Raw genomic sequence first — 23,660 nt, 5'->3', positions numbered from 1 at the left:
CGTGTCTGCTCGCAGATTTTCGTAACGCTCTGCAAAAACTAAAGGCCGCTTTCGCGGCCTTTTCCATTTCTGCAATCTGCTGTTTGTGCCGGTTTGAACTGGCGGCTATCGTGACGTGGCTGTCAACAAACAAGGAGATAACAGCATGAAATGTGGAATCAAAGCACTGTTAATTACGCTGGCTATTGCCACCACCGGGATGAGCGTGGGTGCGATGGCGTCGGCTCCCGCCGCCAAATCACAAACTACCCAGAGCAAGTCCGACGCGGCAGCGCCGGTGCAAGGGCAAACCAAAGCGATTGACGCCGGTAAAAACGCGGATGATGACGGTACGCGGGTCAGTATCAATTCTGCCTCTGCGGAAGATCTGGCCCGCGCGATGAATGGTGTCGGCCTGAAAAAAGCGCAGGCCATCGTCAGCTACCGCGAAGAGTATGGTCCTTTCAAAACGGTAGACGATCTCAAACAGGTGCCGGGCATGGGCAGCGCGCTGGTTGAGCGCAACCTCTCACACCTGACATTGTAATCACGCAATTTCTTGCACTGCGGCAAAATTTTGCCAGGATAAAGAGGTCATACCAGTTATGACCTCTCATCCTACAATAACAGTAAAGGCTATTGCGCTATGCAGACAAAAATCAAAGTACGCGGTTTTCATCTCGACGTTTATCAGCATGTGAACAATGCCCGCTATCTTGAGTTTCTTGAAGAAGCGCGCTGGGACGGGCTGGAAAACAGCGAAAGCTTTCAGTGGCTGACCGCGCACAACATCGCGTTCGTGGTCGTCAATATCAACATCAACTACCGCCGTCCGGCCGTGCTGGGCGATGTGCTCACGGTGACAAGCCAGGTGCAGCAAATCAATGGCAAAAGCGGGGTGTTAAGCCAGGTGGTGACGCTCGATCCAGAAGGGCAGGTGGTGGCTGATGCGCTGATCACCTTTGTCTGTATCGATCTGAAAACGCAGAAAGCGCTGCCGCTCGAAGGTGAGTTGCGTGAAAAGCTGGAGTTGATGATCGCGTAAGACTTGTTAAGGCGTACTCGTGCTGTCGACACCCGTTTTGCGACAGCACGGTCAAGTAGCCCTATTTTAGGCCAGTCTTTTTCTGCATCGCGGCCATCACGCCGGCTTTATCGGCAAGATAGTGGTTCAGTCCGTTCGCGCGAAGATTACAGGCCGCGCACTGGCCGCAACCGTCGCCTTTGATACCGTTATAGCAGGTGAGCGTTTCGCTGCGAACCAGGTCCAGCTTGCCCCAGTAATCCGCCAGCGCCCAGGTTTCGGCTTTATCCAGCCACATGAGCGGAGTTTCAAAGCGCGTCTCTTTCGCCATCCCCAGATTGACGGCGTGGTTTAGCGCTTTCACGAACTCATCACGACAGTCCGGGTAGCCGGAGAAGTCGGTCTCGCAAACGCCCGTAATCACCGCTTCGGCTTTTACCTGGTAGGCGTAGATCGCCGTCAGGGTCAGGAAGAGGATATTACGGCCCGGCACGAAGGTATTCGGAATGCCGCTGGCATCAGGTTCGTAGTCCGGGACGGGAATACTGTCGCGGGTGAGGCTGCTCACGGCCAGTTCATTTAACAGCGTAACGTCCAGCACCTTGTGCGCGCGTGCGCCCAGTTTCAGGGCAAGTTCACGGGCAACGTCGATTTCAGCGCGGTGGCGCTGACCATAATCGAAAGTGACACAGTGAACTTCATCGTACTGATGAAGGGCCTGAACCAGGCAGGTAGTAGAGTCTTGTCCTCCGCTGAACACGACGACGGCACGTTTCATAAATCATCTCGACTGTTACGGTAAAAACGTTATGTTACCGTCTGCCTGTGGCGCCGACCAGCTTCTTCACGATTTAGGGGCGGGAAGCCAGGCTTCGGTAAAGTCAAACCAGCCGCGGGTATTGAGACGTATACCATTCACGCCTGGTGGAGCACTGATTTGGTATTGATAATTAAAGAGTGGTGTCAGCACTGCACTTTCCATTAACCGGTTGAAGATGGCTTGCAGCCCCGCGTGCCTATCCCGCGCCTCTGCCTGCGTCTGTACCGCATCCAGCGTCGCTTGCAAATGGGCGTAAGCCGGTGCGCTAAGAACGTGCGGCCAGAGGGCATCGCAGCGCAGCCACTGTTCCAGCGTATATTCCGGCGCTTCGCCAATAAGCCTGTCGCCCATCATGATGTCTGCATCTGCAAGCTCCAGGCATCCGTCCCACGTCTTGGCGTCGTGAAAGATGACGGTCAGTTCACAACCCTGTAGCGCCAGGTATGCCTTCAACTGGCTGGCCATGGTGTGAAGCTCAACAGGGAGATGATAAACCAGCGTCAATGCTTCAGGGAGGGTTACGCCCGATAAATCAGGCCATTCGGGGATGGTCCAGCCGGGAAGCAGTTCCTGAGTTGGCGTGATGAGCCCTTCGTTTAGTGGAAGGGTGTGGAGAAGCCGGGAGAGATGAATGATATTGATAAGCCGCTTTGCCTGGAGCTCACTCAGGCGTGCGCTCTGTTTTAGCGTAAGGTAACAGAACCCCAGGCTGGTGCTGCTGCTTACCAGCCGCAGACTTTCCAGCTCGTCGGCCTCGCCGATCGCGATTTGCACCGGGTGACGACAGCTGGTACCCAACCTGTAATCAAAAAGCTGGGGTGTGATCCAATATTCGATGGCTTTGAGCAGCGGATGACTCAGGTGATACTGCTCATGGCTTTCCAGACGAACCAGGTCGGGCTCAAAGGCAGCCAGCCGAAAGGGGCCAGAGCCAACCGAAGGATGGTCGGGATGCGCCAGACGGCTACAGTAGGTTGCCAGCCTGTGCGGTAGCCAGTAGTCAGGTTGATGCAGCGTAAACGTCAGACACTGTGGATGCGTTGTCTCAATATTTAAGACGCTCTGTAACAGGGTGCGCAGGGCGGGGAGCGTCAACAGCGCTGTCAGACTTCGCTGGAGTTGCGCCGTTTCTATTTTATCGCCGTTATGCCAGTGCAGGGTGGAGCGAATGTAGAAATGCCAGCGCATGCCGTCAGCAGAGACATCCCAGTGATGCGCCAGATCGCCCGTGGGTTCACTGCTGTTACCGTTAAAACGCGTCAAGCCTGAGAACACCTGTCCTGCCAGATGCTGCTCCGCCCGACCAGGTAAGAACCCCAGCTGCAGCGGCTCCAGGGAGCGATAGTAGGGAATGCGCAGCGTCGGCGTATCGTTTTGCCACTGCCCGCCCAAAAAAGGATGCAGTAATGATCGCAGCGCTTCAGGGGCAAGCTGGGCCAGTTCCAGCGCGTTATGCTGCTGCCCGCTCTTCAGCGCCTCCTCCATCATCGCATTGCGCAGTGACTCCGGCGCGACATGAAACGTCAGCTCACCGCGCTTGCCGCGGCCAGACTGCGCTCGCCAGCTCAGCCAGCCCGCCTCCTGGGCCTGACGCAGCAACGTTCGGACATGCCGCTCGCTGCAAAAACAGCGGGCAGCCAGCTCGCTGATAGTGACCTGTTGCGTTGCACCCAGGGAAGGCTGCCAGAGGCGGTGATACTGATTGAGTCGATTGAGCTGGCGCATAAGAAACCCGGAACAATAATTTTCATCTATTCACTATTACTTCCGTATATCTCACACGATACTGATGCACAAGTTAACCGCATCACATTTCGGGAGTAATCATGGCTCGGCTCGCTGCATTTGATATGGACGGTACGCTGTTAATGCCGGATCACCGTTTAGGGGAAAAAACCCTGAACACGCTGAAACGCCTGCACGAGCGTGATGTTACCCTGACGTTTGCCACTGGCCGCCATGTGCTGGAGATGCGCCATCTGCTTGGTGCGTTTTCCCTTGACGCTTTTCTGATCACCGGCAACGGTACGCGAATTCATTCTATCGAAGGCGATGTACTTCACCGTCAGGATCTCAATCCTGAAGTGGCGGATATCGTGCTGCACAGCACCTGGGACACGCAGGCCAGTATCCACGTCTTTAACGATCGGGGCTGGTTTACCGGAAGCGAAATCCCTGAACTGCTGCACGCGCATGTATACAGCGGTTTCAAATATCAGCTTATCGATCTGCGTCGGATCCCCGCCCATGCGGTCACTAAGATCTGTTTCTGTGGCGATCACGACGATCTGTGTCGCTTACGGATTCAGCTGAATGAGGCGCTAGGCGACCGGGCGCATCTGACCTTCTCGGCGGTTGATTGTCTGGAAGTGCTGCCGGTGGGCTGTAACAAAGGTTCCGCTCTGGCGGTTCTGAGCGACCACCTGGGATTAACGCTGCAGGAGTGTATGGCGTTTGGTGATGCCATGAACGACCGCGAAATGCTGGGTAGCGTAGGTCACGGTCTGATCATGGGAAATGCGATGGCGCAGCTGAAAGCAGAACTTCCCCATCTGCCGGTTATTGGCCACTGCCGCAATGAAGCAGTGTCTCATTTTTTGACTCATTGGCTGGACAACAACAATCTCCCGTATTCCCCCGAATAGTGAGACCCTTCCAGCAAGCCAGACTTCGGTCTGGCTTTTTTTATTTCACCAGTTCTGCAATCTGCGCTTTCCACGGGGCGATATCGCCGATATTGGCCTGCACCCACTCCGCATTGTAGTAAGCTTCAAGGTAGCGCTCTCCGCTGTCGCACAGCAGCGTGACGATGGAACCGGTGCGGCCCTCTTCGCGCATGCGTGCGGCAAGCTGCAGTGCTCCCCACATATTGGTGCCCGTCGATGCGCCCACTTTGCGGCCCAGCTGCGTTTCCAGCCAGTGTGCCGTTGCCACGCTTGCGGCATCCGCCACGCGCATCATCTCGTCCACCACGTCGGGGATGAAAGAGGGCTCCACGCGCGGGCGGCCAATCCCTTCAATTTTACTGCCCACCGGGCTGCGCAGGCCGGCATCGCGATTTTGCCAGTAGTCGAGGAACACGGAGTTTTGCGGGTCAACTACCATCAGCTGGGTATCGTAACCCTGACAGCGGATGTAGCGTCCGATCGTGGCTGACGTGCCGCCGGTACCGGCGCTCATGACGATATAGGACGGAACCGGATGTGGTTCGTGGGTCATCTGGCGGAAAATACTGTCGGCAATGTTGTTATTCCCGCGCCAGTCCGTCGCGCGCTCGGCGAAGGTGAACTGGTCCATATAGTGGCCGTTCAGCTCGCGGGCCAGCATTTCAGAGGCGGCGTAGATTTCGCAGGCGCTTTCCACAAAGTGGCAGCGTCCGCCGTAAAATTCGATCTGTTCGATTTTGCGTTTTGCGGTGCAGGACGGCATCACCGCGATAAACGGCAGGCCCAGCAGGCGGGCAAAATAGGCTTCGGACACCGCCGTTGAACCGGAAGAAGATTCAATGATAGTCGTGCCTTCTTTAATCCAGCCGTTACATAAACCGTATAAAAACAGCGAGCGCGCCAGGCGATGCTTCAGGCTGCCGGTAGGATGGGTGCTTTCATCTTTCAGATAGAGCTGAATGCCGTCAAATCCCGGCAGGGAAAGGCGAATCAGGTGCGTATCCGCCGAGCGCTGATAGTCGGCATTGATTTCGCTGATCGCATGTTTAACCCAGGTGCTATTCATCATCGTTATCCGTTTGTCATTTTGTGCCTAGGATAGCGAAAAGCACAGAAAAAATTGTTGCTATCTGGCCTTTAAAATAGAATGAAGGGAGAAAAATTTTCTCTGCGAGGTGGGTATGCTAGATAAAATTGACCGCAAGCTCCTTTCATTGCTGCAAAATGACTGTACCCTCTCTTTGCAGGCGCTGGCAGATGCCGTTAATCTGACCACCACCCCGTGCTGGAAGCGTCTTAAGAAGCTGGAAGATGACGGCATTCTTCTGGGGCGCGTCGCGTTGTTAGATCCCGAAAAGCTGGGGCTGGGGTTGACGGCATTTGTGCTGATAAAAACTCAGCATCACAGCAGCGAGTGGTATTGCCGCTTCGTCACTCAGGTGTCTGAGATGCCCGAGGTGCTCGGTTTCTGGCGTATGGCCGGAGAGTACGATTACCTGATGCGCGTCCAGGTGGCCGACATGAAGCGCTATGATGATTTCTACAAGCGGCTGGTGAACAGCGTACCGGGTTTGTCGGACGTCACCTCAAGCTTCGCCATGGAACAGATTAAATACACCACAGCATTACCCATTGAATAACTTCGTAAAACACCTTCAGGAACAAACCGCGTGCGATTATTTGCCCAATTAAGCTGGTACTTTCGTCGGGAGTGGCAACGCTACCTCGGTGCAGTCGCCCTGCTTATTATCATTGCCATACTGCAGCTGATCCCGCCTAAAGTGGTGGGCTACGTCGTGGATGGCGTCACCGAACAGCATTACACCACCGCACGGGTGTTGATGTGGGTTGGCACGCTGGTGCTGACGGCGGTCATTGTTTATCTGCTGCGCTACGTCTGGCGCGTGCTGCTGTTTGGTGCGTCCTATCAGCTGGCCGTTGAGCTACGTGAAGATTTCTACCGCCAGCTGAGCCGACAGCATCCCGAATTTTATCTGCGCCATCGCACCGGGGATCTCATCGCCCGCGCGACGAACGACGTCGATCGCGTGGTCTTTGCCGCCGGGGAAGGGGTGCTGACGCTGGTGGACTCGCTGGTGATGGGCTGTGCGGTGCTGATCGTGATGTCCACGCAGATCAGCTGGCAGTTGACCCTGCTGGCCCTGCTGCCGATGCCGCTCATGGCGCTGGCGATCAATCGCTATGGCGAACAATTGCACGAGCGCTTCAAGCTGGCGCAGGCGGCGTTTTCGTCGCTGAACGATCGCACCCAGGAGAGCATGACCAGCATCCGCATGATCAAAGCGTTTGGTCTGGAAGACCGGCAGTCTGCGCTGTTTGCCGCCGATGCCGCGGACACGGGGGCGAAAAACATGCGCGTCGCGCGTATCGACGCCCGTTTCGATCCGACGATTTACATCGCAATCGGCATGGCAAATATGTTGGCCATTGGCGGCGGAAGCTGGATGGTAGTGCAGGGCACGCTTACCCTGGGGCAATTGACCAGCTTTGCGATGTATCTGGGTCTCATGATCTGGCCGATGCTGGCGCTGGCCTGGATGTTTAACATCGTGGAGCGCGGCAGCGCCGCCTACAGCCGTATTCGCGCCATGCTGGCCGAAGCGCCGGTGGTCAATGACGGCAGCGAAGTCGTACCGGAAGGACGCGGCGTCATGCATGTCGACGTCCGCAAGTTTGTCTATCCACAAACGGAGCATCCGGTGCTGGAGAACGTCAGCTTTACGCTTCAGCCGGGCCAGATGCTGGGCATCTGCGGCCCGACGGGATCCGGTAAAAGTACCGTGCTCTCTCTGCTCCAGCGCCACTTTGACGTCACCGAGGGCGATATTTGTTTCCATGATATCCCCCTGACGAATCTGCTGCTGGACGAGTGGCGTGGTCGCCTGGCGGTCGTCAGCCAGACGCCGTTTTTATTTTCGGACACCGTGGCGAACAACATCGCCCTTGGCCGCCCTGGGGCGACGCAGGAAGAGATTGAACACGTGGCGCGTCTGGCCAGCGTTCATGATGATATTTTGCGTCTGCCTCAGGGGTACGAGACGGAAGTCGGGGAACGCGGCGTCATGCTGTCCGGCGGGCAAAAACAGCGTATCTCCATTGCCCGCGCGCTGCTGCTGAATGCTGAAATCCTGATTCTGGATGATGCACTTTCCGCCGTGGACGGCCGTACCGAGCATCAAATTCTGCATAACCTGCGCCAGTGGGGCGACGGACGCACGGTCATTATCAGCGCCCACCGTTTGTCTGCGCTAACCGAAGCCAGCGAAATTCTGGTCTTGCAGCACGGGCACATTGCCCAGCGCGGGCAGCATGAAACGCTTGCCGAGCAGCCGGGCTGGTATCGCGATATGTACCGCTATCAACAGCTTGAGGCGGCGCTGGACGATGCGCCGGAAGAAGATGAGGAGGCCGCCAATGCGTAAGCTCGGAACGATGTGGCCGACGCTCAAACGTCTGCTGGCCTACGGCTCGCCGTGGCGTAAACCGCTCTCCGTTGCCGTGCTTTTACTCTGGATTGCGGCGATTGCTGAAGTGAGCGGTCCTTTGCTCATTAGCTACTTCATCGACAATATGGTCGCCAAAAGCTATCTGCCCCTGGGGCTGGTGGCGGGGTTAGGCGTGGCCTACGTTGGCCTTCAGCTGGCGGCGGCAGGGCTGCACTATGCTCAGTCGCTGCTGTTTAACCGTGCTGCCGTGGGCGTTGTTCAGCAGCTGCGTACGGATGTGATGGACGCGGCGCTTCGCCAGCCGCTCAGCGAGTTTGATATCCAGCCGGTTGGGCAGGTAATTTCGCGCGTGACCAACGATACCGAGGTGATCCGCGATCTGTACGTCACCGTTGTGGCGACCGTATTGCGCAGCGCGGCGCTGATTGGCGCGATGCTGGTTGCGATGTTCAGCCTTGACTGGCGTATGGCGCTGGTGGCGATCACCATCTTCCCGGCGGTGTTGATCGTCATGGTGATTTACCAGCGTTACAGCACGCCGATTGTGCGCCGGGTTCGCGCCTATCTGGCCGACATCAACGATGGCTTCAACGAAGTGATTAACGGCATGAGCGTCATCCAGCAGTTCCGCCAGCAGGCCCGCTTTGGCGAACGCATGGGGGAAGCCAGCCGTTCGCACTATATGGCGCGTATGCAGACGCTGCGGCTTGATGGTTTCCTGCTGCGTCCGCTGCTGAGCCTTTTCTCGGCGCTGGTGCTTTGCGGGCTGCTGATGCTCTTTGGGCTGAGCTCAAACGGTACGATTGAGGTGGGCGTGCTGTACGCCTTTATTAGCTATCTGGGACGCCTTAACGAGCCGTTGATCGAGCTCACCACCCAGCAATCGATGTTGCAGCAGGCGGTGGTCGCCGGTGAGCGCGTGTTTGAGCTGATGGACAGGCCGCGTCAGGCCTACGGCAATGACGAGCAACCTCTGCAAAGCGGGACTATCGCCTTTGATAACGTATCGTTTGCCTATCGCGAAGATCGGCTGGTGCTGCAGGACATCACGCTTGACGTTCCGTCGCGCGGTTTCGTGGCGCTGGTGGGGCATACCGGCAGCGGTAAGAGCACGCTAGCCAGCCTGTTGATGGGCTATTACCCGGTCACGCGCGGCGAAATCCGCCTCGACGGGCGCCCGCTCGCGTCTCTCAGCCACACCGTGTTGCGTAAAGGCGTCGCGATGGTGCAACAGGATCCGGTCGTGCTGGCCGATACCTTCTACGCCAACGTGACTCTGGGACGAGACTACACTCAGGGACAGGTCTGGGACGTGCTGGAAAAAGTGCAGCTGGCAGAGCTTGCGCGCGGGTTTAGCGATGGGATAAATACCAGGCTGGGCGAGCAGGGGAATAATCTCTCTGTCGGGCAAAAGCAGCTCCTGGCGCTGGCGCGGGTGCTGATTGAAACGCCGCAGATCCTGATTCTGGATGAAGCCACTGCCAGTATTGACTCCGGCACCGAGCAGGCCATCCAGCAGGCACTCTCCGCCGTACGCGACCATACGACGCTGGTGGTGATTGCCCACCGTCTTTCCACCATCGTCGATGCCGATACCATTCTGGTGCTACATCGCGGACAGGCCGTTGAACGTGGTACCCACCGTGAACTGCTGGAAGCAAAAGGGCGCTACTGGCAGATGTACCAGCTGCAGCTGGCGGGCGAAGAGCTGGCGGCCAGCGTGCGCGATGAAGAGTCGCTTAGCGCCTGATGCACCAAAATGAGGCGGCGCACTAACAGTCATTCCTGTTGGTGCAAAACTGAAACGCACCATGCACCGGCATGGTGCGTTTTTTTTCACCAGTTCGTTTATCAAGGCCGTGTAATGCTCTGTGCGCCGCCGTTCCCCCCCGTTTGCATTTCTGGCACATCCCTTGCAATACCTTCTGCGTAAGCTACGGCCATTACCGAATTCTGACTGGAGGGGATCTATGAAGCTGGTTACGGTTGTAATCAAACCATTCAAACTCGAAGACGTGCGTGAAGCGTTGTCTTCAATGGGTATTCAGGGACTGACTGTCACCGAAGTGAAAGGCTTTGGTCGTCAGAAGGGTCATGCCGAGCTTTATCGCGGGGCGGAATACAGCGTTAACTTTCTGCCAAAAGTAAAAATTGATGTCGCGATTGCTGATGATCAGCTTGATGAAGTCATTGATGTCATTAGCAAAGCGGCCTACACCGGCAAAATTGGCGACGGCAAAATTTTCGTTGCCGAACTGCAGCGCGTCATTCGCATCCGTACCGGCGAATCTGACGAAGCGGCATTGTAAATAACGCCTGGCACACAGTGATAGGGATCGAGAAAATGAAGATAGCAACACTTAAAACGGGTCTGGGTTCGCTGGCGCTGCTGCCGGGCCTGGCGCTGGCTGCTGCCCCTGCGGTGGCTGATAAAGCCGATAACGCCTTTATGATGATCAGCACCGCGCTGGTGCTTTTCATGTCCATTCCGGGCATTGCGCTGTTCTACGGCGGCCTGATCCGTGGCAAAAACGTTCTCTCCATGCTGACGCAGGTTGCCGTGACGTTTGCGCTGGTCTGCGTGCTGTGGGTGGTTTACGGTTACTCGCTGGCGTTTGGTACGGGCAACGCGTTCTTTGGTAACTTCGACTGGGTGATGCTGAAAAATATTGAGCTGACCGCGCTAATGGGCAGCTTCTATCAGTATATTCACGTGGCGTTCCAGGGCTCCTTCGCCTGTATTACCGTCGGGCTTATTGTGGGCGCGCTGGCGGAGCGTATTCGTTTCTCTGCTGTTCTGATCTTCGTAGTGGTCTGGATGACGCTCTCCTATGTGCCGATTGCGCACATGGTCTGGGGGGGCGGTCTGCTGGCAACCCATGGTGCGCTGGACTTCGCGGGCGGTACCGTTGTACACATCAACGCCGCGGTAGCGGGTCTGGTGGGGGCCTACCTGATTGGCAAACGCGTGGGCTTCGGTAAAGAAGCGTTTAAACCGCACAACCTGCCGATGGTGTTTACCGGTACTGCGATCCTCTACTTTGGCTGGTTTGGCTTCAACGCCGGCTCTGCGAGTGCGGCCAACGAAATCGCCGCGTTGGCCTTCGTGAACACCGTTGTTGCCACGGCGGGTGCGATTCTCTCTTGGGTGTTTGGCGAGTGGGCGGTGCGCGGTAAACCTTCTCTGCTGGGTGCCTGTTCAGGTGCGATTGCCGGTCTGGTTGGTATCACCCCTGCGTGTGGTTATGTCGGTGTCGGCGGTGCGCTGCTGGTCGGCCTGGTGTCGGGTCTGGCGGGTCTGTGGGGCGTGACCGCACTGAAACGTGTGCTGCGCGTCGACGACCCATGCGATGTATTTGGCGTGCACGGCGTGTGCGGCATAGTCGGTTGTATCATGACCGGTATCTTCGCGGCGAAATCGCTCGGTGGCGTGGGTTACGCGGAAGGTGTCACCATGGTTCATCAGGTGCTGGTGCAGCTGGAAAGTATTGCTATCACCGTTGTCTGGTCTGCTGTTGTGGCCTTCATTGGCTATAAGCTGGCGGATATGACGGTGGGTCTGCGCGTACCGGAAGAGCAGGAGCGCGAAGGCCTGGACGTCAACAGCCACGGCGAGAATGCGTATAACGCCTGATAAACAGCAAAACGGCAACCTCTGGTTGCCGTTTTTAATGTGTATTCCCTCTCCCGGTGGGAGAGGGGCAGGGTGAGGGCATCAGGCCGCACACAATCACCCGCGATTACGCATCACCCCTTCCTGCACCGTCGAAGCGACCAGCACGCCGTCCTGAGTATAAAATTCTCCACGCACAAATCCGCGCGCGCTCGACGCTGACGTGCTCTCCACGCTGTAAAGCAGCCACTCATTCATGTTGAACGGACGGTGGAACCACATGGAGTGATCGATCGTCGCGACCTGCATCCCTTTTTCCAGGAAACCAACGCCGTGCGGCTGCAGCGCCACCGGCAGGAAGTTGAAGTCAGACGCATAGCCCAGCAGATACTGATGGACGCGGAAATCTTCCGGCACGGTCCCGTTGGCACGGATCCAAACCTGGCGTTTCGGCTCGGCGGTATGGCCTTTCATCGGGTTGTGGAACTCAAACGGGCGGATCTCCAGCGGCTTATCGCAGAGAAACTTCTCTTTGACCTGAGGGGGAAGCAGATGCGCCAGCGCGCGAGCAATATCCGTCTCTGATTTTAAAGAGTCAGGTGACGGAGCCGGGGGCATCACTTTCTGATGCTCGTAGCCCGGCTCCGGCGCCTGGAAAGAGGCCGTCATGTAAAAGATCGGCTTGCCGCTCTGAATGGCCGCTACGCGGCGCGCGCTGAAGCTGTTGCCGTCTCGCAGAACTTCAACGTCATACACAATCGGTTTTGCGCTATCGCCAGGGCGTAAGAAGTAGCTGTGGAATGAATGCACCAGACGGTCTGCCGGGACAGTCTCCTTTGCTGCGTACAGTGCCTGTCCGACGACTTGCCCCCCGAATACCTGGCGTAAGCCGAGATCTTCGCTCTGTCCGCGAAAGAGTCCTTCCTCAATTTTTTCCAGATTTAGTAATGTCAGCAGATTGTTCAGTGCCTGACTCATAGTTGTCCTCAATAAACGCCGTAGCGAAAGATAGGCAGAGTATAACGCAGAAATGAAAGTGGTCCGATGGGTAGAATAATCTGAATATCGGCACGTTTTCAGGCATAAATCGGTGATCTGTGCCACACTTGAATACGTTATGTGATTGAAACGACATCGGATGGGATCGATCCCGCTGGTGCATTGATAAGGAGACTTCAATGAAACTCGTGCCCATGCTTAGTGGTGTAGCTATTGCGGTGGCGTTGTCCGCCTGTGCCGGTAAGAGCGCCCAGGTGCCGGTTCCAGCTGCAGATCCGAACGGGATTAATACCCTTTCACAGCAGTCCATTCAGCAGCCTAACGTTTCCGGTACAATCTGGATCAAGCAGAGAGTCGCTCTGCCACCGGACGCGGTACTAACGGTAACGCTGTCTGATGCTTCCCTGGCCGACGCGCCGTCTAAAGTCGTGGCCCAGCGTGCGGTCCGTACAGAAGGTAAGCAGGCGCCATTTAGCTTCGTGTTGCCGTATAACCCGTCGGACGTGCAGCCTAACGCCCGTATTCTGCTGAGTGCAGCGGTAACCATCAACGGTAAGCTGGTCTTTATCACCGATACGGTTCAGGAAGCAATCAACAACGGTGGGACAAAAATCGACCTGAACCTGGTGCCGGTGCAGCAGACCGAAGTACCGGTCGCACCGCAGACCAATCAGCCGTCTCTGCCAACCCCACCGACTCAGATGTAATTCCTGCATTTCCCCTCTCCTCCGGGAGAGGGGTCAATATATCCAGCGAAACTTCTGCAAATCGATCTGACCCGACCCTGTCACCTGGACACCCTCTGAAAGTAACGCCTGACGCTGACGCTGAAGATCCGGCCCGGTGAGCGAAATGTTCCCATGACGATTCACCACGCGATGCCAGGGCAACGTACTGCCTTCCGGTAGCCGTTTGAGGACTCCTCCAACCTGTCGCGCCGCGCGCGGGGAACCGGCCAGGCGCGCAACATCACCATAGGTAGTGACATAGCCTTCCGGGATTGAGGCCACGATTTGCCATACGCGCTGTGGAAAGGAGTCGTGTTCGTCCATACCTTCACCTGTGGGGGAGTTTCTGGAACGCTATGGTAAACGAAGATCTTCATGATTGCTGCGCCTGTTTGCGCAAGAAACCAGCATCCGGTTGCTGGTCGCTTGCAATTGGGCTTTAGCACAGGGATAATGCGCCAGCGCGTTGGTTATCAACGCTCTCAATGGGGGCTCTGTTGGTTCTCCCGCAACGCTACTCTGTTCACCAGGTCAGGTCCGGAAGGAAGCAGCCAGGGCAGACGACGTGTGTGCCGGGATGTAGCTGGCAGGGCCCCCACCCATTTGTGCTCCCAATAACTCCTGTTTTCAGTGTTTACCTGGTGCGGCGCAAGTGGCGTATCAATGCCTGCTGGATGTGAGCAGCTTGATGCTGTCGATCACGAGATGCGGTTTCCCACTAACCGTATATTTTTTCATTTATGAGTACTCAGAAATGGATAATTCTCTCAGACGTTTGTCACCTTTATTGAAAAGTGCCGTAGGAACGCCAGGTAAAGCAGGAAACTTTCAGCGCGACGTGATTATCGTGCAATACCTGTTTAATCTCATTAAGCCTATCATCCAGTATGACATCCCAGAAGATGGGATTATTTCCCCGACATTGATCAGAACCATCAGCCAGTTTCAGTCCATTCATTTGCGTTTCCAGCATCCCGATGGGGTTATTGAGCCAGAAGGGAAGACTTTCCGTGGATTAGTTGCTGCTGCGATGAAATATCCCCTTGCGTCTCAACAATCGTCTTTCACGTCTTCATTTTTTAGGCAACCTTCTGCCAATGAAAATAGCGTCCGTCAGCTGGTTAACGATTATCTGAGAAAAGAGCGCTACAACGTAGCAGATGAAACCCTTGAGTGAAGCAAGCTGATGGCGCCTGGTATTGATGGGGCTGTATCGCTGACGGAACAGGACTTTACTGAAGCCTGGGAAAATCTTAATCGTCGGGTAGAACTGAATATCATCAAAGCTTTTTCTATTGTGGAGTCGGGCGGACGATCTGGGTTTAATGCTTTAAATCTACCGATTATTGCGTATGAAGGGCATATTTTCCGTAAATACACCAAAAGGAAATACGATCAAACCCACCCTTTTTTGTCTTATAAATATGTAAAGAAAGTGGGTCCGGAATGGCAAAAAAACAATATCGACCAGCTTTCTGCATGGAATACCCTGGCGAAGGCCTACGCACTTGATGCCGAAGCTGCGATAAAATCGTGTTCATGGGGGATGTTCCAGATTATGGGGTTTAATTACGAATCGTGCGGTTATAAAGATCTCGGCACATTTTTAAAAGATATGAAGTCTAATGCCGGTAAGCAATTAAATGCTTTTTTACATTTGTGCAATAAGAACAGCTCACTACTGTCGGCAATGGTAAATAAGGACTTTTATAATATGGCATTCAACTATAACGGAAGCGATTTCGGTGATTATGACGTTAAAATTCGCAGAACGTATGAAAGCCTGGAGAAGGGGCGGAGATGAAAATTAAAATGATGCGCATAGTTTGCGGTTTTTCAGTCTTAATGGCGGCGTTTTCTTCGTATGCCACGACGCTACAGTCTGGCGTATATGAAGGTTTGTTACTCGCCGTCTCACCGACGGGCAATATCACCGGGTATTACTCTGAATCGGCTGAAGACAGCGTAAAACGTACCTGCACTTTCTTTCTGACAGGCCATGTTTCAGCGCAACAGCCAGACACAATCACTTCATGGTCTTCTTCTGTGCTCGCGGGCCATATTGCCGCGAATACCGCGGGTGTCACATTAGCCATTCCTGATGGGCAAAACCATGCTGGGTGTATGAATGTGCTGATGCCTGAAATTGCGACAGGTCTGGAACTGGAGAGGACGCGGCAGACACAGTGGCAAACGCTGATGAAGGTAAGCAGCCCGCGGGCTTATCTGAGCTCCACGCCTGATGCCGCGACCCGGCGTAAAGCCTGGATCGTTAAAGGAGACGTAGTAGGGGTAATACAAACCCAGGCTGGCTGGGCAGAGGTAGAGTTTGTCGCCCGTAGCGGAAAAATGACGCACGGCTGGGTGAATAGCAATGACGTTCAGCCGTTAACGCCTCCTGCATCCTGATCGATTTATTTCTCCCCCTGAATTCAATATTGCCGGGCGATGCTTTCGCATCGGCAATCTCATTAAGCTAATCCGTAACGCTATTTTCCCCGCATGACCGCACCCTATGACACTGAAAATAAGAGTATAGCTAGCCGTCAAGGGCCCACCCATTTGTGCGACAGATATTCCGCTCCCGATCTCACGGTAGATGAGATCGAACATGCCCGTCGTATGGCCCTGGCAGGTAAAATTGAAGCTTTCACACAATTTATGAACTCTTGCCGGAGCGTGATCAAAAACTATGAGCCGCCAGTGTTCAAGTACACAGGGGAAAATGTGGTCGCTTTATCTTCTTGTACGGAGGTATCTTTAAGGACTGCGGTTAGTCGTCCGTATTATGGTTATGTTAAAAAAGCCGTAAAAGATGAACAGCCAGAAGACCTATTTACAGTCAAAGGCAGCAATACGAACCTCCAACCACTGATTGAAGAGGTTGGGCGATCCTACATGGTAGTGGAAAATGTGGCTTAGATGGAGTTTGGTCAAAAGCCATACAAAGCCGGGTCAGCCCCGGTTTTTTTGTGTCTGTCGCATGAGAAAACGGCTTGCCAGTGTATTCTTTTGGTGATACAAAATTATTGCCCCACCGCTTTTTAGTGCATTGAAATACATGGGTTTTATTAGAAAAAGCTTAGCTGGCAGGGCCCCTACCCATTTCCGCCCTCATAAAATCTTCCTGCTTTCACCTCTCACTTTTGACTGCTATCCCACAATAATATTATGCCTATATCGTGTAATATATATTTCATCGCGCTGAAATATTATTGTCATAAACCTGTAATAATAGACTGTCATTTTATAATTGGACGTCTATTTTCTTCCATAACTCGAAAAAATTTATATCTGGATAACATTGTTAACTTCGTGTATTAAATAAAGTACTTATTCCGAAGGGAAGTGACAAACATGGCTACAGCGGTATTAAACGTTAAGATTGATGACGCGCTAAAAGAAAGGCTTCGCCACTATGCGGAACTCAATAACGAGAATTTAAGCGTGACAACAGAGAAACTGCTGCTGCTGGCATTCGAAGCAGTAGAAGAGGCGGGAGTATCGGAAGAGGATATTGATAATCAGCATACGGAAGAAGAGAGTGTTTCTCCTTTTACTCCTAAAGAAATCAAGGCTCTACGTAAACTTCTGAAGAAGAGAAAATGAAACAACAACTGTCAACTGCCAGTGACTACAACGAGGCCTGCGATCTGTTGCGTTCAGGCTACGTGAAGCATGTACGTCTTGGCTGGAATGTTGGAAGCGATGAGTTCTTTCGTATTGCGTCTGACTGGTGTGATACCGGTGCAAAAATAAAGAAAGACGGTGATAATTTCGTTATTTCACTAAAAGGCTTTCCTATTCCTCCTCAGCATTAAACACTGACCAGTGAAAACTGCTGACTGCATATATTACAGTCAGCAGTTTTTATTTTATGATCTGCTTCAAATTTTTTAATATTAAATTACGCTGCGTTTTAACGATGGCACGTTTTTATTCAGGGCGAGCCATAACGGTTTGATCCTCAGTAACGCCTGCTCAAGCTCTGTCGATTCCAGCGAGAAGGGCATACGTAAATAGCGGTCAAACGCCCCTGATAAACCAAATCGCGTCCCGGTTCCAAGGTTAATCCCGATTATTTCTGCCCGTGCGGCAAGCTGTGTCGCCAGCATGCCCGGTAGCTCTATCCAGTAGGAGAGCCCGCCTTCCGCCTCGTGGAATTTCCACTCCGGGAAATGTTCTCGCAGCAGGTCACCGCATCGATCGCGCCGTTCCGCTAGCATTTTCCGGCGTGCGGGCAGAAACGTCTCGCTGTTGTTAATGAGCCACTGCATTGCCAGCTGTTCCAGCAGCGGCGAGCCTAAATCCAGCGTATCCCGCGCCTGAGCAAGCGTGGCGATGGTGCGCGATGAGGCGCGGATCCAGCCTAGACGCAGCCCTCCCCAGAAGCTTTTGCCGGCAGAGCCTAAAGTGATGACGGTGGCCTGCGGGTTGAAGGAGGCCAGCGGTGGTGGGGGAGGCGCATCAAACCAGAGATCCACCATCGTTTCATCCACCACCAGCGCCGTGCGGGTTTGGGCTGCAATATCCGTGATGGCCTGACGGGTGGCAATATCCATACAGCGCCCGGTCGGATTATGAAAATCTGGCATCAGATAGGCCAGACGAGGCGCCGTCTGGGCAAGCGTTGCGGCAAAGCCATCCGTATCCCAACCGGTTTCCGGCAGAGACACCCCGACTGGCCGACACTGCGCGCCCTGAATGGCGGCAATCGCCAGCGGATAGGTGGGATGATCGACCACGACGCGGTCCCCCGGCCCGGCCATCATCCGCAGTACCAGCGCAAAGCCGCTGACGGCGCCATTGACCACCATCACTTCGTCTGCGCGGGTGGGCAGACCACGCGCGGTATAGCGTGCAGCGATGGCTTCCCGCAGCGTCGGCAACCCTAGCTGATCGTAGCCCGTCAGCGAGAGATGCGGGGTAATGGCCGTGAGCGCATGGGTATACGCCTGATGGATCTCCGGCCCGGCATTGAGGGCGGCAGTGGAGAGATCCAGTGCGGCGCTCGCCGCGGAAAGAGTGGGAACGGCGCGCGTATCCGGGAGGATCACGCGTGACCCGCTGCCGTGGCGGCTTTCAAGATATCCCTCTTCGCGCAGGTGGGCGAGCGCGCTGCTGACGGTGGTACGGCTCACGTCCAGCGCCGCGGCCAGCTCACGCTCGCCCGGCAGCCGCGTATTCAGTGCCAGCCGTCCATCAAGGATTAATAAACGCAGCGCGTCGGCCAGCTGTCGCCAGAGCGGGGTTCGGGATGAGGCTTGTTGCCAGTGGCCTAAAAGGCGTACCAGAGACTGACTTCCGAAGCGGCGTGATGACATATGCAGTCCACTATTTGAAAACTGGACATTAATCATAGTGCCATTTTAGGTCAGGATGAAAGCCTGGTTCACTGGAGAAGATAAAAATGGTACGTCGTCTGCTACAACTCTATGTCGGTTTAGGACTGTATGGCCTGTCCACCGCGATGTTTATTCGTTCCGATTTGGGCGTCGACCCCTGGGATGTATTTCACCTTGGGGTGGGGTTACAGCTGGGAATGACTATCGGAACGGTGATTATTGTGACCGGCGCGGCGGTGCTGCTGCTGTGGATCCCGCTGCGCCAGATGCCGGGGCTTGGCACGATCAGTAACGTGATTTGTATCGGTCTGGCGGCGGACGCCAGCATGGCGCTTATACCGGAACTGGAATCGTTACCCGTTCGAATCGCTTTCCTGGTGTCGGGCATCGTGATGAACGCGATTGCGACCAGCATGTACATCGGGGCCGGTTTCGGGCCAGGCCCGCGCGACGGTCTGATGACCGGCATTCACGCCCGGCTGGGGTGGTCCATTCGTAGCGTGCGCACCTCAATTGAAGTGTCCGTCCTGCTGATTGGGTGCGTGCTTGGCGGCACCTTTGGCGTGGGAACCGTACTTTATGCCCTGACCATTGGCCCGCTTATCCAGCTCTGTCTGCCCTGGTTTCGCCAGAAGCCGCGCATTGCGGAAATACCCCAGCCGGAGCGGGTTGTTTAATTTTGCGAAGCGCTCACATGTTTTAACGGCGTCGCTGTGCCACAATAATGGGCCCCGACTCACGCGATGCCACAATGCATGAAAGCTATCACTCTCTATGATGTCGCCCTCCTTGCGGGGGTTTCTTATCAGACCGTTTCCCGCGTCATTAACGACGCGGAGCATGTTTCTGCCCGCACGCGGGAAAAGGTGCAGCAGGCGATGGCGGAGCTGCACTACGTGCCTAACCTGCGCGCACAGCAGCTGGCGGGTAAACGCACCCGCACGCTGGGACTTATCACCACCGATCTGGCCCTGCATGCGCCCTCGCAAATTGTGTCGGCGGTAAAATCCCGCGCGGCGGAACAGGGGGCGAGTGTCCTTATCTCCATGGTGGAACAGCCGCAGCAGTGTCAGGTCGCGCTTCAGGCGTTGCTGGCGCAGCGGGTGGACGCGCTGCTGGTGAATGTTCCGCTTGACGATCGTGACGCTGAAGAACTCAGGGCACTGGCGTCGCCCGTCCCGGTGCTATTTCTCGATGTGGCGCCTTCAGCGCGGGTAAACAGCCTCGTGTTTAACGCGGAGCAGGGGGCGCGTCTGGGCGTTGAGCATCTGCTTTCGCTGGGGCATCGACATATTGCTCTGCTGAGCGGGCCGGAAAGCTCGGTCTCTGCTCGGGCGCGTCTGGCGGGGTGGAAAGCCGCTCTGGCCCGCGCGGGGCATGAAGCCGTTGAGGTGGCTTACGGTGACTGGAGCGCCGCCAGCGGCTATGAGAAAGGGCATGTCCTTCTGTCGGGGACGATATTACCGGATGCCATTCTGGTGGCTAACGATCAGATGGCGCTCGGGGTAATGCGCGCCTGCGCGGAAAAAGGGATCGCTATTCCTGGCCAGATGTCGGTGGTCGGGTTTGACGATACGGCCGACAGCGCCTGGTTTTCCCCGCCGCTGACGACCATTCGTCAGGCGTTTCGCGATGCGGGTGAACGCAGTGTGGAATGGCTGCTGGCCCCCACCGGGGAGGAGGCGTGCTGGCAGGTTCAACTGCCGGTGACGCTGGTTACCCGTCATTCAAGCGCACGCCGCAACCCGAAGCAGGCTGAACGCGAGGATCTGGCGGAGCAGCTGAGAAGCCTGGCACTCCTTGCCGAGCAGATTGCCCGCAAATAAAACTTTGTGATCTGACTCGCTACCCTGCGAATGGGCGCTTTACCATCGCCGGGTGCCAGGGCATGTTAACCAAAATTGTGAGCGCTTCGCAAAGAGGTTACTATGTCCACCACTTCACCGCTGACCCTCAGCGCCATTCTGGCCCGTCGGGACTGGGAAAACCCCGGCGTCACCCAGTGGAACCGTCTGCCCGCACATGCGCCGTTACACAGCTGGCGCAATGAATCTTCCGCCAGAGATGACGCCGGATCTACCAGCAGGCGCTCTCTCAACGGGCTATGGCGGTTTAGCTATTTTTCAGCGCCGGAGCAGGTTCCTCAAGCATGGGCAATTGAGGATTGCGCGGATGCCGTCGCAATGCCCGTACCGTCGAACTGGCAGATGCAGGGGTTCGACACGCCCATCTACACCAATGTCACCTATCCCATCTCCGTTAACCCACCTTTTGTGCCGCAGGAAAATCCGACAGGTTGTTACTCGCTCACATTTGAAATGAATGACGCCTGGCTTCAGAGCGGGCAAACACGCATCATCTTTGACGGTGTGAACTCGGCGTTCCATCTCTGGTGCAACGGGAAGTGGATAGGCTATTCCCAGGACAGTCGGCTACCCGCCGAATTTGACCTCTCGGCGGCATTACGCCCCGGGCAGAACCGCCTGGCGGTCATGGTATTGCGCTGGTGCGACGGCAGCTATCTTGAAGATCAGGACATGTGGCGCATGAGCGGCATTTTCCGCGATGTGACTTTGCTGCATAAACCCGATACCCGGATTGCCGATTATCACGTGGTGACGGACCTGAATAAGGAGCTGGACCGCGCGGTGCTGAAGGTTGATGTCGCGCTGGCAGGCGCTGGCTTTGCAGACTGCGAGGTGGTTTTTACCCTGTGGCGCGCGGAGGAAAAATGCGCCTGCGTTTCCCGGCGTCCAGGGTCAGCCATCGTCGACGAGCGCGGCAGCTGGGCAGAGCGCTTAACGGCGGCGATGCCCGTTGAACAGCCCGCGCTCTGGAGCGCTGAAACGCCAGAACTGTATCGCCTGACGATTGCGCTTATCAACCCGCAGGGTGAAGTGCTTGAGATTGAGGCGTGCGACGTGGGCTTCCGCCGCGTTGATATCAGCAATGGCCTCCTGAAGCTCAACGGTAAACCGCTGCTGATCCGAGGGGTTAACCGGCACGAGCATCACCCGGAAAACGGCCAGGTGATGGACGAAGCGACCATGCGCCGCGATATCGAAATCATGAAGCAGCACAACTTCAACGCCGTGCGCTGCTCGCACTACCCGAACCATCCGCTGTGGTACCGGCTTTGCGACCGCTACGGGCTGTACGTTGTTGATGAAGCCAACATCGAAACCCACGGTATGGTGCCGATGAGCCGCCTTGCAGACGATCCGCGCTGGCTGCCCGCCATGAGCGAGCGCGTGACCCGAATGGTGCAGCGCGATCGTAATCATCCCTCAATTATCATTTGGTCGCTGGGCAATGAGTCCGGGCACGGCGCAAACCACGACTCACTGTATCGCTGGGTGAAATCCACGGATCCGACGCGTCCGGTGCAGTATGAAGGCGGCGGCGCGAACACGACGGCTACCGATATTGTGTGTCCGATGTATGCCCGTGTCGATCAGGATCAGCCCTTCCCGGCAGTGCCTAAATGGTCAATCAAAAAATGGATCGGTATGCCGGACGAAACGCGTCCGCTGATCCTCTGTGAATATGCTCACGCGATGGGGAATAGCTTTGGCGGGTTCGCGAAATACTGGCAGGCGTTTCGCAGCCACCCTCGCCTGCAGGGGGGATTTGTCTGGGACTGGGTCGATCAGGCCCTGACGAAACAGGACGAAGCTGGCAACGCGTTCTGGGCCTACGGGGGAGACTTTGGCGATAAGCCGAACGATCGGCAGTTCTGCCTCAATGGCCTGGTATTCCCCGATCGCACGCCGCACCCGGCGCTGTACGAGGCGCAGCGCGCCCAGCAGTTCTTTACCTTTACGCGGGTCAGCACCTCGCCGCTGGTGATTGAGGTGCAAAGCGGCTACCTGTTCCGCCACACCGATAACGAAGTGCTGAGCTGGACGGTTGCCCGGGACGGGGACGTGCTGGCCGCGGGAGAGGTGACGCTCTCGATGTCGCCTGAAGGTATCCAGCGTCTGGAGATCGACCTGCCGGAGCTGAAAGCCGGGCCGGGTGAGGTCTGGCTGAACGTTGAAGTTCGCCAGCCGCGGGCAACGCCGTGGTCACCGGCTGACCATCGCTGCGCGTGGGAGCAGTGGCCGCTGCCGGCTCCACTCTTTATTGCTCCGCCAGCTCCGGTGGGCGAGCCGCCGGTCTTGACGCAAAACGATCGCGTCCAGGAGATCTCCCATCGTCAACAGCGCTGGCAATTCGATCGCGCAACCGGAAATCTGACCCAGTGGTGGCGAAATGGCGTTGAAACGCTGCTTTCACCTCTGACGGATAACGTCAGCCGCGCGCCGCTGGACAACGACATTGGCGTAAGTGAAGCGACGAAGATCGATCCAAACGCCTGGGTTGAACGCTGGAAAGCGGCGGGCATGTACGATCTCACCTCGCGCGTTCTGCACTGTGAGGCAGAGCAGCACGCAGACGAAGTAGTGGTCACAACCCAGCACGTCCTTGAGTATCGCGGCAAAGCCCTGTTCATGAGCCGTAAAGTCTGGAGGGTGGACGAGCGAGGCGTTCTGCATGGCGATATTCAGGTCGATATTGCATCTGATATCCCGGAGCCTGCGCGCGTTGGCCTGAGTGTTCATCTCGCCGAAACGCCGGAAAACGTCTCCTGGCTGGGACTGGGGCCGCATGAAAACTATCCGGACAGAAAGCTGGCGGCACAGCAGGGGCGCTGGACATTACCCCTGGCGGAGATGCACACGCCGTATATCTTCCCGACGGAAAATGGTTTGCGCTGTGATACGCGGGAGCTGACGCTGGGAACGCATCAGCTAAATGGCCAGTTCCACTTCTCGGTGAGCCGCTATAGCCAGCAGCAGCTGCGGGAGACAACCCATCATCATCTGCTGCGGGAAGAGCCGGGATGCTGGCTTAACCTCGATGCGTTCCATATGGGCGTGGGCGGCGACGACTCCTGGAGCCCCAGCGTTTCACCGGAATTCATTCTGCAGACACGTCAGCTGCGCTATACCTTCAGCTGGCAGCAGAACCCTTAAC

The 23,660-nt window shown here is 55.9% G+C and carries 24 protein-coding genes and 1 other RNA gene; 19 read left to right on the top strand and 6 right to left on the bottom strand.

Going from position 1 to position 23,660, the window contains the following annotated elements:
- Positions 1-145: 145 nt before the first annotated feature.
- Both F0319_RS01435 and F0319_RS01430 read left to right on the top strand, forming a co-directional pair.
- Positions 146-526 carry a helix-hairpin-helix domain-containing protein gene (locus F0319_RS01435; RefSeq protein WP_111963413.1) on the top strand — a complete coding sequence of 127 codons (381 nt, stop codon included), beginning with the start codon at positions 146-148 and terminating at the stop codon, positions 524-526.
- Between the two features lie 99 nt (positions 527-625).
- A complete protein-coding gene (locus tag F0319_RS01430; RefSeq protein WP_024906822.1) occupies positions 626-1,024 on the top strand; it encodes a YbgC/FadM family acyl-CoA thioesterase in 399 nt (132 codons plus the stop codon).
- Between the two features lie 61 nt (positions 1,025-1,085).
- On the opposite strand, the gene queC is transcribed toward F0319_RS01430, so the two are convergent.
- Together queC and F0319_RS01420 are read right to left on the bottom strand one after the other, a co-directional pair.
- Entirely contained in the window at positions 1,086-1,781 is a 696-nt protein-coding gene (queC, locus tag F0319_RS01425; RefSeq protein ID WP_008503311.1) for a 7-cyano-7-deazaguanine synthase QueC, read from the bottom strand.
- A 66-nt stretch (positions 1,782-1,847) separates the two neighbouring features.
- Entirely contained in the window at positions 1,848-3,548 is a 1,701-nt protein-coding gene (locus tag F0319_RS01420; protein ID WP_149366115.1) for an SgrR family transcriptional regulator, read from the bottom strand.
- Between the two features lie 101 nt (positions 3,549-3,649).
- On the opposite strand from F0319_RS01420, the gene cof reads away from it, so the two are divergent.
- Complete coding sequence (gene cof, locus F0319_RS01415; protein WP_149366114.1) at positions 3,650-4,468, top strand: HMP-PP phosphatase; 819 nt, start codon at positions 3,650-3,652, stop codon at positions 4,466-4,468.
- 40 nt (positions 4,469-4,508) lie between these two features.
- On the opposite strand, the gene F0319_RS01410 is transcribed toward cof, so the two are convergent.
- The gene (locus F0319_RS01410) at positions 4,509-5,558 is read right to left on the bottom strand and encodes a PLP-dependent cysteine synthase family protein (protein WP_240168074.1); all 1,050 of its coding nucleotides are present in this window, start codon (positions 5,556-5,558) and stop codon (positions 4,509-4,511) included.
- Positions 5,559-5,670: 112 nt separating this feature from the next.
- Here F0319_RS01410 and F0319_RS01405 point away from each other — a divergent pair, with 112 nt between their 5' ends.
- The 5 genes from F0319_RS01405 to amtB all read left to right on the top strand — a co-directional run bounded on the left by F0319_RS01405 (position 5,671) and on the right by amtB (position 11,590).
- The gene (locus tag F0319_RS01405) at positions 5,671-6,129 is read left to right on the top strand and encodes an Lrp/AsnC family transcriptional regulator (protein ID WP_023310581.1); all 459 of its coding nucleotides are present in this window, start codon (positions 5,671-5,673) and stop codon (positions 6,127-6,129) included.
- 30 nt (positions 6,130-6,159) lie between these two features.
- On the top strand, positions 6,160-7,932 hold the full coding sequence (locus F0319_RS01400; RefSeq protein ID WP_149366113.1) for a SmdA family multidrug ABC transporter permease/ATP-binding protein: 1,773 nt from the start codon (positions 6,160-6,162) through the stop codon (positions 7,930-7,932).
- Complete coding sequence (locus F0319_RS01395) at positions 7,925-9,706, top strand: SmdB family multidrug efflux ABC transporter permease/ATP-binding protein (RefSeq protein WP_149366112.1); 1,782 nt, start codon at positions 7,925-7,927, stop codon at positions 9,704-9,706. The genes F0319_RS01400 and F0319_RS01395 overlap by 8 nt, the downstream gene beginning before the upstream one ends.
- A gap of 220 nt (positions 9,707-9,926) precedes the next feature.
- Entirely contained in the window at positions 9,927-10,265 is a 339-nt protein-coding gene (gene glnK, locus F0319_RS01390) for a P-II family nitrogen regulator (protein ID WP_008503304.1), read from the top strand.
- 35 nt (positions 10,266-10,300) lie between these two features.
- Positions 10,301-11,590 (top strand): ammonium transporter AmtB, encoded by a 1,290-nt coding sequence (amtB, locus tag F0319_RS01385; protein ID WP_115874359.1) that lies wholly within the window; start codon positions 10,301-10,303, stop codon positions 11,588-11,590.
- 96 nt (positions 11,591-11,686) lie between these two features.
- Here amtB and tesB read toward each other — a convergent pair whose 3' ends face one another.
- Positions 11,687-12,547, bottom strand: a complete 861-nt coding sequence (gene tesB / locus F0319_RS01380; protein ID WP_149366111.1) for an acyl-CoA thioesterase II — start codon at positions 12,545-12,547, stop codon at positions 11,687-11,689.
- 200 nt (positions 12,548-12,747) lie between these two features.
- Here tesB and F0319_RS01375 point away from each other — a divergent pair, with 200 nt between their 5' ends.
- Positions 12,748-13,275, top strand: coding sequence for a YbaY family lipoprotein (locus F0319_RS01375; RefSeq protein WP_024906833.1), 528 nt, complete (start codon positions 12,748-12,750; stop codon positions 13,273-13,275).
- 33 nt (positions 13,276-13,308) lie between these two features.
- Here F0319_RS01375 and F0319_RS01370 read toward each other — a convergent pair whose 3' ends face one another.
- Positions 13,309-13,620 carry an MGMT family protein gene (locus F0319_RS01370; RefSeq protein WP_032664021.1) on the bottom strand — a complete coding sequence of 104 codons (312 nt, stop codon included), beginning with the start codon at positions 13,618-13,620 and terminating at the stop codon, positions 13,309-13,311.
- Positions 13,621-13,791: 171 nt separating this feature from the next.
- Here F0319_RS01370 and ffs point away from each other — a divergent pair.
- The 7 genes from ffs to F0319_RS01340 all read left to right on the top strand — a co-directional run bounded on the left by ffs (position 13,792) and on the right by F0319_RS01340 (position 17,117).
- An RNA gene (gene ffs, locus F0319_RS01365) (signal recognition particle sRNA small type) lies at positions 13,792-13,888 on the top strand.
- Between the two features lie 162 nt (positions 13,889-14,050).
- Entirely contained in the window at positions 14,051-14,473 is a 423-nt protein-coding gene (locus tag F0319_RS22310) for a hypothetical protein (protein ID WP_240168073.1), read from the top strand.
- Between the two features lie 9 nt (positions 14,474-14,482).
- The gene (locus tag F0319_RS22305; protein ID WP_240168072.1) at positions 14,483-15,100 is read left to right on the top strand and encodes an N-acetylmuramidase domain-containing protein; all 618 of its coding nucleotides are present in this window, start codon (positions 14,483-14,485) and stop codon (positions 15,098-15,100) included.
- A complete protein-coding gene (locus F0319_RS01355; protein ID WP_149366110.1) occupies positions 15,097-15,705 on the top strand; it encodes a hypothetical protein in 609 nt (202 codons plus the stop codon). Before F0319_RS22305 ends, F0319_RS01355 begins: the two co-directional genes overlap by 4 nt.
- A 93-nt stretch (positions 15,706-15,798) precedes the next feature.
- Positions 15,799-16,218, top strand: a complete 420-nt coding sequence (locus tag F0319_RS01350) for a hypothetical protein (protein ID WP_240168071.1) — start codon at positions 15,799-15,801, stop codon at positions 16,216-16,218.
- A gap of 435 nt (positions 16,219-16,653) precedes the next feature.
- Entirely contained in the window at positions 16,654-16,905 is a 252-nt protein-coding gene (locus tag F0319_RS01345; protein WP_032638522.1) for a hypothetical protein, read from the top strand.
- Positions 16,902-17,117, top strand: coding sequence for a hypothetical protein (locus tag F0319_RS01340; RefSeq protein ID WP_023310588.1), 216 nt, complete (start codon positions 16,902-16,904; stop codon positions 17,115-17,117). Before F0319_RS01345 ends, F0319_RS01340 begins: the two co-directional genes overlap by 4 nt.
- 81 nt (positions 17,118-17,198) lie before the next feature.
- Here the strand turns inward: F0319_RS01340 and yczR are convergent, their stop codons facing one another.
- Positions 17,199-18,620, bottom strand: a complete 1,422-nt coding sequence (gene yczR, locus F0319_RS01335; protein WP_149366109.1) for a MocR-like transcription factor YczR — start codon at positions 18,618-18,620, stop codon at positions 17,199-17,201.
- A gap of 86 nt (positions 18,621-18,706) precedes the next feature.
- Between yczR and yczE the strand changes: the two genes are divergently transcribed.
- The 3 genes from yczE to F0319_RS01320 all read left to right on the top strand — a co-directional run bounded on the left by yczE (position 18,707) and on the right by F0319_RS01320 (position 23,659).
- Complete coding sequence (gene yczE / locus F0319_RS01330) at positions 18,707-19,318, top strand: membrane protein YczE (protein WP_111963402.1); 612 nt, start codon at positions 18,707-18,709, stop codon at positions 19,316-19,318.
- Positions 19,319-19,396: 78 nt separating this feature from the next.
- On the top strand, positions 19,397-20,467 hold the full coding sequence (locus F0319_RS01325) for a LacI family DNA-binding transcriptional regulator (RefSeq protein ID WP_149366108.1): 1,071 nt from the start codon (positions 19,397-19,399) through the stop codon (positions 20,465-20,467).
- A 102-nt stretch (positions 20,468-20,569) separates the two neighbouring features.
- Positions 20,570-23,659, top strand: a complete 3,090-nt coding sequence (locus F0319_RS01320) for a beta-galactosidase (RefSeq protein ID WP_149366107.1) — start codon at positions 20,570-20,572, stop codon at positions 23,657-23,659.
- The last annotated feature ends 1 nt before the right edge of the window (position 23,660 follow it).

This window comes from Enterobacter vonholyi (assembly GCF_008364555.1).
GTDB classification, from domain to species: domain Bacteria; phylum Pseudomonadota; class Gammaproteobacteria; order Enterobacterales; family Enterobacteriaceae; genus Enterobacter; species Enterobacter vonholyi.
Note: the sequence above shows the minus strand (reverse complement) of the source record. Positions and strands in the feature narration are given on the sequence as shown.

Excerpts from the sequence above, each read along its gene's own strand:
- F0319_RS01435 (WP_111963413.1), top strand. The coding sequence starts at position 146 with ATGAAATGTGGAATCAAAGCACTGTTAATTACGCTGGCTATTGCCACC.
- F0319_RS01430 (WP_024906822.1), top strand. The coding sequence starts at position 626 with ATGCAGACAAAAATCAAAGTACGCGGTTTTCATCTCGACGTTTATCAG.
- F0319_RS01350 (WP_240168071.1), top strand. The coding sequence starts at position 15,799 with ATGACCGCACCCTATGACACTGAAAATAAGAGTATAGCTAGCCGTCAA.
- yczE (WP_111963402.1), top strand. The coding sequence starts at position 18,707 with ATGGTACGTCGTCTGCTACAACTCTATGTCGGTTTAGGACTGTATGGC.
- tesB (WP_149366111.1), bottom strand. The coding sequence starts at position 12,547 with ATGAGTCAGGCACTGAACAATCTGCTGACATTACTAAATCTGGAAAAA.
- F0319_RS01370 (WP_032664021.1), bottom strand. The coding sequence starts at position 13,620 with ATGGACGAACACGACTCCTTTCCACAGCGCGTATGGCAAATCGTGGCC.
- F0319_RS01420 (WP_149366115.1), bottom strand. The coding sequence starts at position 3,548 with ATGCGCCAGCTCAATCGACTCAATCAGTATCACCGCCTCTGGCAGCCT.
- yczR (WP_149366109.1), bottom strand. The coding sequence starts at position 18,620 with ATGTCATCACGCCGCTTCGGAAGTCAGTCTCTGGTACGCCTTTTAGGC.
- F0319_RS01375 (WP_024906833.1), top strand. The coding sequence starts at position 12,748 with ATGAAACTCGTGCCCATGCTTAGTGGTGTAGCTATTGCGGTGGCGTTG.
- F0319_RS01320 (WP_149366107.1), top strand. The coding sequence starts at position 20,570 with ATGTCCACCACTTCACCGCTGACCCTCAGCGCCATTCTGGCCCGTCGG.
- F0319_RS01345 (WP_032638522.1), top strand. The coding sequence starts at position 16,654 with ATGGCTACAGCGGTATTAAACGTTAAGATTGATGACGCGCTAAAAGAA.
- F0319_RS01395 (WP_149366112.1), top strand. The coding sequence starts at position 7,925 with ATGCGTAAGCTCGGAACGATGTGGCCGACGCTCAAACGTCTGCTGGCC.
- F0319_RS01410 (WP_240168074.1), bottom strand. The coding sequence starts at position 5,558 with ATGATGAATAGCACCTGGGTTAAACATGCGATCAGCGAAATCAATGCC.
- cof (WP_149366114.1), top strand. The coding sequence starts at position 3,650 with ATGGCTCGGCTCGCTGCATTTGATATGGACGGTACGCTGTTAATGCCG.
- F0319_RS22310 (WP_240168073.1), top strand. The coding sequence starts at position 14,051 with ATGGATAATTCTCTCAGACGTTTGTCACCTTTATTGAAAAGTGCCGTA.
- amtB (WP_115874359.1), top strand. The coding sequence starts at position 10,301 with ATGAAGATAGCAACACTTAAAACGGGTCTGGGTTCGCTGGCGCTGCTG.
- F0319_RS01325 (WP_149366108.1), top strand. The coding sequence starts at position 19,397 with ATGAAAGCTATCACTCTCTATGATGTCGCCCTCCTTGCGGGGGTTTCT.
- F0319_RS01355 (WP_149366110.1), top strand. The coding sequence starts at position 15,097 with ATGAAAATTAAAATGATGCGCATAGTTTGCGGTTTTTCAGTCTTAATG.
- glnK (WP_008503304.1), top strand. The coding sequence starts at position 9,927 with ATGAAGCTGGTTACGGTTGTAATCAAACCATTCAAACTCGAAGACGTG.
- F0319_RS22305 (WP_240168072.1), top strand. The coding sequence starts at position 14,483 with ATGGCGCCTGGTATTGATGGGGCTGTATCGCTGACGGAACAGGACTTT.
- F0319_RS01405 (WP_023310581.1), top strand. The coding sequence starts at position 5,671 with ATGCTAGATAAAATTGACCGCAAGCTCCTTTCATTGCTGCAAAATGAC.
- F0319_RS01340 (WP_023310588.1), top strand. The coding sequence starts at position 16,902 with ATGAAACAACAACTGTCAACTGCCAGTGACTACAACGAGGCCTGCGAT.
- queC (WP_008503311.1), bottom strand. The coding sequence starts at position 1,781 with ATGAAACGTGCCGTCGTCGTGTTCAGCGGAGGACAAGACTCTACTACC.